At 61.1% G+C, this 11,811-nt stretch carries 10 protein-coding genes; 5 read left to right on the forward strand and 5 right to left on the reverse strand.

Translation table 11 applies throughout. The annotated features are described in order from the left end of the window. Nucleotides 1–23: 23 nt before the first annotated feature. On the reverse strand, nucleotides 24–605 hold the full coding sequence (locus K1X71_19960; GenBank protein MBX7075425.1) for a hypothetical protein: 582 nt from the start codon (nucleotides 603–605) through the stop codon (nucleotides 24–26). A 19-nt stretch (nucleotides 606–624) separates the two neighbouring features. Next, on the reverse strand, nucleotides 625–1,158 hold the full coding sequence (locus K1X71_19965) for a hypothetical protein (protein MBX7075426.1): 534 nt from the start codon (nucleotides 1,156–1,158) through the stop codon (nucleotides 625–627). A gap of 59 nt (nucleotides 1,159–1,217) precedes the next feature. On the opposite strand from K1X71_19965, the gene K1X71_19970 reads away from it, so the two are divergent. Continuing rightward, a complete protein-coding gene (locus tag K1X71_19970; protein MBX7075427.1) occupies nucleotides 1,218–1,484 on the forward strand; it encodes a type II toxin-antitoxin system prevent-host-death family antitoxin in 267 nt (88 codons plus the stop codon). 102 nt (nucleotides 1,485–1,586) lie between these two features. Here K1X71_19970 and K1X71_19975 read toward each other — a convergent pair whose 3' ends face one another. Beyond that, the gene (locus K1X71_19975; protein MBX7075428.1) at nucleotides 1,587–4,646 is read right to left on the reverse strand and encodes a vitamin B12-dependent ribonucleotide reductase; all 3,060 of its coding nucleotides are present in this window, start codon (nucleotides 4,644–4,646) and stop codon (nucleotides 1,587–1,589) included. 422 nt (nucleotides 4,647–5,068) lie between these two features. On the opposite strand from K1X71_19975, the gene K1X71_19980 reads away from it, so the two are divergent. The 3 genes from K1X71_19980 (at nucleotide 5,069) to K1X71_19990 (ending at nucleotide 7,193) form a co-directional block, all read left to right on the forward strand. Then, complete coding sequence (locus K1X71_19980) at nucleotides 5,069–6,013, forward strand: DUF4097 domain-containing protein (protein MBX7075429.1); 945 nt, start codon at nucleotides 5,069–5,071, stop codon at nucleotides 6,011–6,013. 38 nt (nucleotides 6,014–6,051) lie between these two features. Next, nucleotides 6,052–6,867, forward strand: a complete 816-nt coding sequence (locus tag K1X71_19985; GenBank protein MBX7075430.1) for a hypothetical protein — start codon at nucleotides 6,052–6,054, stop codon at nucleotides 6,865–6,867. 86 nt (nucleotides 6,868–6,953) lie between these two features. Next, a complete protein-coding gene (locus K1X71_19990) occupies nucleotides 6,954–7,193 on the forward strand; it encodes a zinc ribbon domain-containing protein (GenBank protein ID MBX7075431.1) in 240 nt (79 codons plus the stop codon). 38 nt (nucleotides 7,194–7,231) lie between these two features. On the opposite strand, the gene K1X71_19995 is transcribed toward K1X71_19990, so the two are convergent. Further along, nucleotides 7,232–8,533, reverse strand: coding sequence for a nucleotide sugar dehydrogenase (locus tag K1X71_19995; GenBank protein ID MBX7075432.1), 1,302 nt, complete (start codon nucleotides 8,531–8,533; stop codon nucleotides 7,232–7,234). A 259-nt stretch (nucleotides 8,534–8,792) separates the two neighbouring features. Between K1X71_19995 and K1X71_20000 the strand changes: the two genes are divergently transcribed. After that, a complete protein-coding gene (locus tag K1X71_20000; protein ID MBX7075433.1) occupies nucleotides 8,793–9,350 on the forward strand; it encodes an antitermination protein NusG in 558 nt (185 codons plus the stop codon). Nucleotide 9,351: 1 nt separating this feature from the next. Here the strand turns inward: K1X71_20000 and K1X71_20005 are convergent. Then, nucleotides 9,352–11,811, reverse strand: a 2,460-nt coding sequence (locus tag K1X71_20005) for an acyltransferase family protein (protein MBX7075434.1), incomplete at its 5' end; no start/stop codon positions are given.

The following is an 11,811-nucleotide window of genomic DNA, read 5'->3' on the forward strand; positions in this document are numbered from 1 at the left end:
GAATGGGTGGCGCGGTGAGCGCCTCAGCCGCGTAATAGCGGCCCATCATGATAGACGGCCCATACGACCCAAGCGCCTTGCGGGGCCCAGGCCAGCGCGAGGATGATGCCGAGGCGGTCGCTCCAGCTTGGTGAGTGAAAGAGTCGTCGAACATCGCCGCGAACTATCGCCAGCGCCGCCAATAGCATCGAAAGCGCGAGCAGGGACCAAATCCAAACGATCCAAGCGGTCGGGGTCACGCGAATGCCGTTGGGCTGGTTCCGATCGGCGAGTGCGGGCAACAGCAGCGACCAGGCGCAAACGCCGAGAGTCAGCAGAAAGAAGCCGCCCAACTCGATGGGGTGTCCGCGAAATGCGCGCCGCGCGATCAGCGGGAAATACGTGATGCCGACTCCCGCCAGAACCGCCGCGTGCAGCATCTGCCAATGGTCAAGCTGGCTGGGGTCGAACTCAACGACTTGAGGATCGAAGATTGCAATCCCAATCGCCATGCCGGCAATGATGAGCAGCACTTTGAGGAAGGCGAATCGATCGGCTTCGGTGGTGGCGCTGTGGCTGGCGTGCAGACTCAACAAAGCGGAGAACTTGTGGCCGGGACTGGACATTGCGTCAGCATTTCACGGTTTATAGGAAGTCTTGATACAGCCAAAAGAGAAACCACGCGCCTAATGGAGACCATAACATTGCGAGCAGGATACCGCAGCGATCGGTCCAGGCAGGGGAATGGGCTAGAAGTCGGCGTGGATTCAGACCGGCAGTGATCAACGCGGCGACAAACATCCACAGCGCGCCGAGCGGCAAGACATAAACCAGGCAACTGACCGCTTGTTCTCCCGTGGTGAGCCGCTCCACTACCGCCACCGGTAGCAACAGCCAGATGCCGATGCCGAGCGCAAGCGTAATATAGCCGCCGACGCCGAGCCGATGACGCGCGTACAGCCGCCGAGCGACAAACAGGCTTTCGACCAGGGTAGCGCCGGCCAGCGTGGCGAAACAGAACGAGAACCAGTCGAGCGGTTGCGCTTGGGCGGTGGATTCTGGCCTGGGATAGAAAAGGAAGATGCCGACGGCCACGCCGGTGACCATCGCCAAGAGGCGGAGCATGGTGAGGCGGTCGGGGGCGCCGTTTGAATCTGACTTGCCAGCATCAATAGGCATGAATTCTAGTAGAGCGAGTTGCCGCTTCGATCGCCAACTCAAGTGACTGAATTGGTCGTATGGTCGATACCCAGGCAGTGCCCATGCTCCATGTAGATGCCGATAAAGCCAAAGCTCGCTTCGCCGAGTTATTGGCTCGGGTCGAGTCGGGTGAGGAAATCACGATTACCCGGCATGACATGCCCGTCGCGATTTTAGCGCCGATCAAAAAAGCTCACACGGCTGTGGATCGCCGCGCGGCGATCGAGCGCATGAAAGCGCTCAGTAAAGGAGTGAGTCTTGGCGGACGAAAGATACGAGATTTGATCAATGACGGGCGACGCTGATGCGGCATCGCCAACAAAAAGGGCGTTCTCACCGTCGGCTTGGCGAGAACGCCCTGGTTTGGTCATAGGTTGCTCGCGGGGGATCCTTTCCCCGATAGTCCGTTACGAGCAACCCATGCTGTTTCCACAGTTGTGACAGAGGTAGCAGTTGCCGTTGCGGACCGTGATGGCGCCGCAATTGTCGCAGGTGGGGGCGTCTAGCTGGAAGGTGGCGAACTGCTCGCTGCGCACCGTGACGCTCTTTTTGAGCTCTTGCGTGCCGAGCTTGGGGGCCACGCCGGCGCGGGCCAAGAGGGCGGCTTGCGCCTCCTTGCTAAGCTGGACACTGGGGCCATGCCCGTTGGTATGGCCATTGGTTGCGCCATTCGACTTGGCGGCGCCGTTTTTGGTTTCAGCGGCGCTATTGGCGCGGGGCGATCCTGCCGAAGGAGCCGGCCCGCCAGCCATCTTGGCGGCGGGCATGCGCTCTGTCTCAGAGTCCTCCTTGCCCTCGGAGGCGGTCGCCTCCTGCACCAGATTGCTGTTGGCCTCGCGATAGCCGGGGATGAACTCCATGCCCAACCAGCGGAAGATGTAATCGACAATGCTCTTGGCGATGCGAATCTCGGGGTTGCGGGTGTGCCCCATCGGCTCGAACCGGGTGTGCGAGAACTTGCCGATGTACACTTCGAGCGGCACGCCGTATTGCAGGCTCATTGAGACGGCGGTGCCAAAGCAATCCATGAGCCCGCCGATGGTGCTCCCCTCCTTGGCCATGGTGATGAACAGTTCGCCGGGGCGACCGTCGTCGTAGAGGCCGACCGTGATGTAGCCTTCGTGCCCGGCCACATTGAACTTGTGGGTGAGCGAGCGGCGAGTGTCTGGCAACCGCTCGCGGCGCGGCGCGGCGACGGTCTTTTGCGCCGCTTTGTCGGTCTCGGTGCTGGTCGACAGCGGCTGGCTCTCTTTGGAGCCATCGCGATAGACGGCCAGGGCCTTGAGGCCGAGCTTCCAGCCTTCGACGTAGGCGCTGGCAATGTCCGCCGGCGTGGTTTCGCGCGGCATGTTGACCGTCTTGGAAATGGCGCCCGACAGGAACGGCTGCGCCGCGGCCATCATGCCGATGTGCGCTTGCCAGGCGATGGACCGCGTGCCGCCGCGCGGAGCGAAGGCGCAGTCGAACACGTCGAGGTGCTCTGGCTTGAGGCCGGGAGCGCCTTCGATGGTGTCGTTCTTTTCAATGAATTCGAGGATGGCGGTCTTTTCGTCGTCGCTGTAGCCCAGGTTTTCGAGCGCCAGCGGCACGGTGTTGTTGATGATCTTGAGCATGCCGCCACCGGCCAATTGCTTGTACTTGACGAGCGCGATATCGGGCTCGATGCCCGTGGTGTCGCAGTCCATCAAGAAGCTGATGGTGCCAGTGGGGGCGAGCACGGTGGCCTGGGCATTGCGATAGCCATGGCGGCGACCGCTCTCCAGCACATCGTCCCAGACACGGGCGGCCGCCTTGCGGAGATATTCGGGACAGGCGGGGTCGATGGCGTCGACCGCGTCGCGGTGCATTTGCATGACGCCGAGCATCGGGTCGCGATTCTCGGCATAGCCGTCAAAGGGGCCAACCGCGTGCGCCAGTTCGGCGCTGGTGTGATTGGCGGCGCCGTGCAGCAGTGCGGTGAGGGCGCCGCACCAGCCGCGCGCGGCGTTGGAATCGTAGGGAAGGCCGGCCGCCATGAGCAGGCTGCCGAGATTGGAATATCCCAGGCCAAGGGGCCGGAACAGATGGCTGTTCTTGGCGATCCGCGCAGTGGGATAACTGGCGTGGTCGACCAGGATCTCTTGAGCGATAAAGTAGGTGCGGCACGCGGCGCGGAAGCGCTCGTGATCGAACCAGCCATCTTCGCGGCGGAACTTCATCAGGTTGACGCTGGCCAGATTGCAGGCCGTATCGTCGAGAAACATGTATTCTGAGCACGGATTGGAGGCGTTGATCCGGCCCGAGTTGGGGCAAGTGTGCCAGCGATTGATCGTGCTGTCGTACTGCACGCCGGGGTCGCCGCATTGCCAGGCGCATTCGGCCATTTTGCCCATCATGTCGCGGGCAGGATACGACGGACCGGCCTTGGCGTGATCGGTGATCCAGTGCGTGGTCCAATCGCGATCTTCGACGACGGCCTGCATGAACTCGTCGCTGACGCGCACCGAGAGGTTGGCGTTTTGGAAGAGAATGGAGCTGTAGGCCTCGCCGTTGAAGTTGGAGTCGTAGCCGCCTTTTTCGATGAGCACGCGGGCTTTGCGCTCTTCCTTGGCCTTGCACTCGATGAACTCAAGGATGTCGGGATGATTGACCTTGAGCGATTGCATCTTGGCCGCGCGGCGCGTCTTGCCGCCGCTTTTCACCACCGCCGCGATCTGATCGTAGACCCGCATGAACGAGATGGGCCCAGATGGCTTGCCGCCGCCGGAGAGCTTTTCGCGCTGCGAGCGAATGGTCGACAGGTCGCTGCCGGTGCCGGAGCCGAACTTGAACAGCATGGCCTCGCTGCGGGCGAGTTCCATGATGTCTTCCATGTTGTCCTTGACGCTTTGGATAAAGCAGGCGGAGCCTTGCGGGTATTCGTAGGGGTTCTCGGGCTGCGCCGATTGGCCGCGCGCCATGTCGTAGTGCCAATTGCACTGTGAGCCACGAACGCCGTATTGGTGATAGAGACCGACATTGAACCAGACCGGCGAGTTGAAGGCGCCGTGCTGGTGCAGGCAGAGCCAGGTCAGGTCGCGATAGAAGCGCTCGCCGTCGGCGGCGCTGGCGAAGTAGCCATCGCGAATGCCCCAATCGGCAATGGTGCGAGTGACGCGATGGATCAGTTGGCGAACGCTGCTTTCGCGCTCGGGGGAGTTGATCTCTCCGTAGAAGTATTTGCTGACGACGACGTTGGTGGCCAGTTGGCTCCAGTAGGCCGGCACCTCACAGTTGTGCTGCTCAAAGAGCACCTCGCCCGACTCGCCCTTGATAGCGGCGGTGCGCAAATCCCATTCGACTGTGGTAAACGGATCGTCGACTCCGTCGGGGCAGAACGACTGACGGATGGCGATGCCCTTTTTGGCGGCCGGAGTCGTGGGCTGGTTCATGGTGGCGCGGTCCAGGGTTGAAGCGCCGGCGCTAGAGGCGAGTTCGATCTCTGCCATGAGAACCTCCTTGTTATAAGATGGGCGGCGGATATATGTACATCAGTACATATAACTCATACTATCGGCCGCAGGCCGGGCCGTCTTGGCCCGCTTGGGCCCCAGGGGACAAGATCCACCGCGGAAAATCGTGTTTTGAGTCGCTGGCCACTATATATAGTATGTCGCCGATTGGCGAATACAAGATCAAGGGCTTTTGCGTTGGCTGATCTTACTAGCTTTGGTGGTGCTGTCAACCAATTTTTGAAGATTCGCTTAAGACCGTACGGGGCAGGGGATACAGCGGAATCATGTAGCTAGCTGTTTTTGCCCACGATCGCGACGGTTTCAAGAATTACCCATCGGCGACGAATCTTGTGTTATCGCCGCTTCGATTTGGTGAGGGAGCCATAGCCATGTTCGCGATTCGCAACAGACGGCTCGTGAGTATTGCGTTTGTTTTGGCGGTCGGCGTCACTGCGACCGGCGCCGGGTGCGATCATGCCCGGCCGAAGGCGTGGGTGGAAGAATCGCAATTGATTGAGCTCTCGGCCGTCGATATCTCGGCGCTGCGGGCGATTACCGACAACGGGCGAGTTCGCGTGCGTGGGGCGAGTGCGACGTCGAACGCCATCGAGGTGACCTCGCACGTTCGAGCTGGCGGGGCGAGCGACGAGGATGCGCAGGCGGCGCTCGACGCGGTGGAAATCGTGACGGCTGTCGAAGACAAAGGGGTGCAGGTGTTGCGTTGGTACTGGCCGGAGGATCGCCCGAGAGATTGGGCGGCCGAGGTGTCGTTTGAGGTCACGGTACCGGCGAGTCTGTCGGTGACGATTGAAACCGAGAATGGCGAGGTCGACGTGCAAGGGGTGGCCGGCGATCTGCAACTCACTTCGGCGAATGGGAATATCACGCTCGACAATGAAGGGGCTCTGAACGTCGGCGAGCCGAATATTCAGGCGGAAACGCAAAACGGGGAGATCCGCGCCCGGTGTCAGGCATCGCGGCTGGAACTAACGACGCAGAACGGTCAGATCGACGCGCGAACCTCGGCGGCAAAACTGCATCTTCAAAGCAGTAACGGGATGGTGACGGTCGCCCTGACCGACGCGGTGTCTGTCGGCGGTTCGATTCAGACGGAAAACGGATCGGTGCGATTGGAGATCGCCGATGGCGTGTCGACGGAGCTCGAATGCCGCACCATGAATGGTCAAATTCGATCGAAGATCGAACTTGCCGACCAAGATCGCAAGCGCCATTTCTTGCGTGGGCGATTGGGTTCGGGTGGCGGCGAACTCAAGGTGGAGATATCCAACGGCGCGATCGAGATCGCGCCGCTCGGGGCTGAATCGCCGAATGAATCGGACGAGAGCGAAGTTTCTTTATAAGCGCATTGCCTGGTTAGGCGAGCGCAGGGAGAGGCGCCATGAGATCGGGTTGCGCGCGTCGCAAGGGGAGTGTGGTACTGGCACTGGTGTTGGGCATTGGGGCGGCTACCGGGGCGCTGAGCGCTGGATCGCATCTGTGCGCGACTTGCGCCAAGCGGGAGCCGATATCGGCGGTTACCCCCATCACCTTTGGGCCGCCGCGTTGGGTCACCAAGTTAGGGATCGAGCGCAGTCTGCCATTGGTGCTGTCCGCGGGCGAGGAACAGGCGCTGCGACGAGCCATTGAGCTATCGCGATTGATTCGCGGGCAGTTGGCGAGCGGCGCGCGCTTCGACGACACGCGCTTGCGCGACGAATTGCGAAAAATGCTGCGACTGCGGCCGCGCTTATTTTATGCACAGCATGTGTTGGCGGCGTGGCACTTGGCGCAAGGGGAGGAGGGCGCCGCCCGCGAGTTGCAACGCAAGGCGGAGTTGGCGGCGCCGGTTGTGTTGGTGCAAGGCTTTGAGACGGCCCGCGGCGAACCGCTGGTGGGCGCGCGGATTCCATTGTTGACGGTGGAAAACAACCGCATGCAGCATAGCGTGCTCGACACCAGCTTGCGGCTGGAATACGTCGGGCTGGTGACGGACGAAGCGGGGCGCGTGCGTCTGCCGGTTTACGATACGCTGTATCGGTTGGTGAACGACAGTCATCCCCCGGGGTATCGAGCTAGCTACAAGCCATTTGGCTGGTTTTATAAGGAGGAGCGTATCGCTGAGTTGCCAGTGGCGACTGTCGAACGGTTGCCCAGCGGTCAGGCGCTAGGTTCGGACCGGGTGAGCAATAGCTCGTTGACGGAGCGGCAGGGCTGACGGCGGTAGGCTTGGCGAATTGTCACACCGCCAACTAAAATGCGACGTCGCGGAATCGCTCTCCTAGCCACAGAGAACCCCAGGCCATGCCGCTTTACGAGTACACCTGTGAAAAGTGCCAAAGCGATGTAGAGCTATTGATTCGCGGTGACGAGCGGCCCGAGTGCCCCGAGTGCGGCAGCCGGAAGCTGGAGCGACGCTTGAGCGCTCCGTTTGCGCATTCGCGTGGGGCCGGCAGCTTGCCCATTCGTTCGGAGGGTCCTATGCCCGGCGGTTGCGGCAGGCCGCAATGCGGTATGGGGGGCTGCCAGGGGTTTGACGGGTAACTTGTGGTAGCTCTGGCGATTTTGTGAGCAGGCCGAGTTTACGCCTTGCGGATCTTGTCACGCCCTGTGGTCACTTGACGCGTGGCGTTGCGGGTGTCGATCACCAGTCGCGAGTGCTGGACGATGAAATCGTAGTCATAGCGCGAATGGTCGGTGGCGATGAGCACGCAGTCTTGCGCCGCCAGGAATTCTGGCGTCAGCTCGGAACTGGACATGGCGGGCAAGTGCGGGTGATGTCGCATCTTGGGCAGCGACGGAACGTGTGGATCGTTGTACGAAAGCGTTGCGCCGCGCTGACGCAGCAGTTCCATCAACACAAACGATGGGCTCTCGCGAGGATCGTCGACATCCTTTTTGTAGGCAACGCCGAGAATGCAAATCTTGCTGTCTCGCACCGGTTTGCATTGATCGTTCAGCGCTTCGACCAGTCGCTGCACGACGTATTCTGGCATCTGCGTGTTGACTTCGCCGGCGAGTTCGATGAAACGAGTGGGCAGGCCATATTTGCGGGCGAGCCAACTGAGGTAGAACGGATCGATGGGAATACAATGGCCACCCAGGCCAGGACCTGGGTAAAACGCTTGGAATCCAAACGGCTTGGTCTTGGCGGCGTCGATCACTTCCCAGACATCGATGCCCATGCGATCGAAGAGCACCTTGAGCTCGTTGACCAGCGCGATGTTGACGGCGCGGTAGGTGTTTTCGAGGATTTTGCAGGCCTCGGCGACTTCCGCGCTAGTGACGGGGAGGGCCTGAACGATGACACCGCTGTATAGAAGGTGAGCCAAACGGGTGCTGCGCGGGCCTAGGCCGCCGACGATCTTGGGTATCTTGCCGGCTTGGAATTGCGGATTGCCCGGGTCTTCGCGTTCTGGACTGTAGGCGAGGAAGAAGTCTTCCTCGACGCACAGTCCGCGTTCGGCCAGGATTGGGAGGACAATATCTCGCGTGGTGCCGGGATAGGTGGTGCTTTCTAGTACGACGAGTTGACCGCGGCGCAAGGTCTTGGCGATTTGCCGCGCAGTCGACTCGACGAACGAGAGATCGGGATCGCGACTTTCGCTGAGTGGCGTCGGCACGCACATGAGTATCGCGTCGGCCTCGGCGAGCACGCGCATGTCGGCCGTGGGGCGAAAGCTGGAGTTGGCGACGCTTTCGGCGATCCATTGGCCGCTGATATGGCCGATATAGCTCTCGCCGGCGCGGAGGCGATCGACCTTGGCCTGGTCGACGTCAAATCCGAGCACCTCGAAACCATGTTCAACAAAGATGCGCGCTAGCGGCAGACCAACGTAGCCGAGGCCGATGATCCCGATTTTCGCCGTTCGGGCGCGAATCATCTGCTCGAGTTGGTCGGCGGTTTGGGAGGATGAAACAGAATTGACTGTGGAACTGCTCATTGCGACTGACAAACTGATCCAAAGGGATGGGCTGTGCGGCGAGGAAGTCGCCAAACCCTTGCGGCGACGGAGGTTGGTCGATACCACGATATTCTCGTTGCTTGACAGGGGCCATAGCCTGAACCATGTTTGAACGAGATTGCCGGAACGTCACACATGTTGCGACTGTCATAACTAGTGCGGGCTGCGAGAACTTGCGATGCCGATTTTGGCCCACGAGCCGAGCCTATATCCGTCTGATCTGTTTCAGCGGCCGGCGCCGGCGCAAAGTGGAAGTCGCTGGTGGGCGCTGCATACCAAGCCGCGGCAGGAGAAGTGCCTGGCTCGCTATCTGCATCAGGCGGGCACGCCATTCTATCTGCCGTTGGTCCCCAAGCGGCGCGTGCAGAACGGGCGCAAGCTGGAATCGCACATTCCGCTGTTCACCAGTTATGTCTTTCTGCTGGGGACTGAAGAGCAACGGCTTGATTGCCTCTCGACCAACCGTGTGACACAGGTGATTGAGGTCATTGAGCAGGGGCAATTGCTGACCGATCTGGCGCAGATTCAGCGTTTGATCGAAGCCAACGCCCCGCTGACCCTGGAGCAGCGCATCGAGGCTGGACAGCGTGTGCGAGTGAAAAGCGGCTCGCTGATGGGGCTGGAGGGAATGGTGTTGGCGCGGCGCAAGGAATCGCGGCTCTTGGTGGCGGTGCAGTTTCTGCAACAAGGGGTGTCGGTGGAAGTCGACGACTTCACGCTTGAACCGCTGGACTAGATCATCCCCCTTCGCGCCACGGCTGGCGACTTTCGTACTGGCGTTGCCGCTCGCGTATTCGGGTGGCCAGTCCCACTTGGTTGCTGGCGATGGCGACATCGTAGGCGCGACGGGCCGTTTTTTGGGCCTCGTCGAAACGGCCAGCCTCGGCGTACGCGGCGGCCAGCGCATTGAGCGACAGTGGTTGCTCAAAATTCGATCGCCGACACGCCTCTTCGGCCAACTGCACGGCCACGGCGCCGTCGCGAACCCGGTCGTCTTGGGCAGTCGCCAGAATCCAGGCCAGATTGGTGGCGATCTCAAAGGACTCGGGCTTTTGTGACAGGGCTATTTGCAATTCGGCGACGGCCGCCGGCATGTCGCCGATTTGCGCCAGGAGCGTTGCCAGTTGCACGCGGGCGGGCAGATTGGCCGGCTCGTCGGACACGACCTTCCGCAGATGCTCCGCTGCTGACGCGTGGTCGCCGGATTGCGAGAGCAATTGCGCCAGATCGAAGTTCGCTTGCGTGTTTTGTGGCCACAGCGACAAGGCCTTGCGCAACTTGTTTTGCGCCGTGTCGCGCTGGCCGATCGAGATGTCGGCCCGAGCGGCCGCGGCGAGCTCCAAACTCTCGATGGTGGGTAGTTTAACCTTGCCCGCCTGCGTCCAAAGCGCAATGGCCAAAATAATCGCCGGCGTCGCGACGCCGATGAGCCAAACGCGCCGCGCTGTCGGCGCTAGTGAGCGGAGCCACGGGGCGGCGATTTCCCACGCAAATACAAACAGGATGAAATCGAGCGCGAGCTCCAGCACCTCGCTGTGGCGAGGATCGAACATGTGGAGCGTCAGGGCGGCGAGAAACATCAGGCAAAGAGGCATGCTGGGGACTGGAAGTTGCAGACGCTGGAGCGCGCCACGCCAAGTCGTGGACGCCCGCGCCGCAAGGGGCAGCGCGCCCAGATAGACGAGCATGGCCAAGAGCCAAAGCACTTGCAGGCGGTTGCCCTCATCCGCAGGTTGAAACAGGTCTAAATTATGCAGACTTAACTCGCCTTGATGATTGCGTGCGGCGAGCCACGCGGGCGTGGATAAATTGAGCAAACGTTGTCCCCAACTTAGCTCCTCGCCGAACATGCCGATTAGCGCCAGCGCGCCCAGACTGAGCCACGCGCGGCGCAGCCAGTTGGAGTCAGAGCGGATGGCGACGACGATCAAGAGGCTGGCGGCCGCGAAGCAGAGGACCGCCTCGATCGACTCGTAAACTCCGTCCTCAGAGAGCAGACGCGCTTCGGCGATCTGCGCCTGTTCATAACGGAGCACAGCGGGCATGGCGAACGTCACCAATAGGGCGGTGGCCAGCGCGACGTAGGCGCCACGGTGCAGCCGATCGCGCGGGACTGCGCCGAGGTCGCCCCAGCTTTTGATCCAAGCGCCAATCGGCTTTTCGAAGCCAAGATAGATGGCGATGGAGAGCAGGTTGAGCAGCACGAACAATATCAATAGCGCGGCGGATCCGCCGCGCCAAGCTGCGGAAAGCGCGGGGTTGATGCCGCGCTCGAGCAGGAAGTTTTGAATCACCCCGAGGTGAATTAGATAGAAGCAATAGGAGCTGTTGCCGAGCAATACGAAAAGGGGCGAGCCGAGCAGCCGCTTGATGAGACTGCGTTCGGTGATGAGACCGTAAAAGAAAACAGCGACGAGCGCGGGAAACACCAGGAACAAGAGCGCCCAAGCCTGAGGGTGATCGCGTCCGCGTCCGATCACGCCCGGTTCGAGTCGCGGCTCGACGCTGTGACCAAGGTGGGAGGCGTAGAGGACAAGTAGGGTTAAAGCGGCCAGCGCGCCATACGTGATCCAGGGAAGATTGTGGCCGGCCGCCGAAGGCTGTGAACCGCGCCGAAGCATGAACCGCGCCAGGATCATGCCGGCGCCAAAACAACCGATTGTGCCGAACAGTGTGCGGCCGAGCACATGGCCCAAGTGGCCGTAATAGGGACTGCCTGGCGCCAAGCCGAGGCCAAACCCGACGGCCAACATCAAAAGCACCGGCGTGACGACGGTTCCGCGACGCGCTAGCCAGAACAACAGCGGCGCGCTGAAGTAAAAGGTCTCTTCAATGGTTAACGTCCAGGCCTGTGGGATGCCGACGTCGAGCAGATCGGGAAAGTACGCTTGCGTGAGCGTGAACGTGGCGAGCGTCGCGCGGACATCGGGAAACCCGACCCAGAGGTAGGTGATCGTCAGCAACAGGAAGTAAACGGGATAGATGCGCGCGAAGCGATTGCGCGCGAATTGAGCGAGCCAGCCCTGGTCGAAACGCGTCAGCTCATCGGCATAGCGATAGTAGATGAGAAAGCCGCTGAGCACATAAAACACGTTGACGCCGAGATACATCTCGTGGCAGAGGCGAAACACGGTTTCGCCGCACCACGTGCGGTCGAACATGTTGAAGTGGTAGTTGAAGACCGCCCAGGCCGCCAA

The sequence above is a fragment of the Pirellulales bacterium genome (assembly GCA_019694455.1).
Taxonomy (GTDB): domain Bacteria; phylum Planctomycetota; class Planctomycetia; order Pirellulales; family JAEUIK01; genus JAIBBY01.

Bases quoted from the DNA above. Each gene is read 5' to 3' on its own strand.
- K1X71_19995 (MBX7075432.1), bottom strand. From the start codon at position 8,533: ATGATTCGCGCCCGAACGGCGAAAATCGGGATCATCGGCCTCGGCTAC.
- K1X71_19975 (MBX7075428.1), bottom strand. From the start codon at position 4,646: ATGGCAGAGATCGAACTCGCCTCTAGCGCCGGCGCTTCAACCCTGGAC.
- K1X71_19965 (MBX7075426.1), bottom strand. From the start codon at position 1,158: ATGCCTATTGATGCTGGCAAGTCAGATTCAAACGGCGCCCCCGACCGC.
- K1X71_20000 (MBX7075433.1), top strand. From the start codon at position 8,793: ATGCCGATTTTGGCCCACGAGCCGAGCCTATATCCGTCTGATCTGTTT.
- K1X71_19985 (MBX7075430.1), top strand. From the start codon at position 6,052: ATGAGATCGGGTTGCGCGCGTCGCAAGGGGAGTGTGGTACTGGCACTG.
- K1X71_19990 (MBX7075431.1), top strand. From the start codon at position 6,954: ATGCCGCTTTACGAGTACACCTGTGAAAAGTGCCAAAGCGATGTAGAG.
- K1X71_19960 (MBX7075425.1), bottom strand. From the start codon at position 605: ATGTCCAGTCCCGGCCACAAGTTCTCCGCTTTGTTGAGTCTGCACGCC.
- K1X71_19970 (MBX7075427.1), top strand. From the start codon at position 1,218: ATGGTCGATACCCAGGCAGTGCCCATGCTCCATGTAGATGCCGATAAA.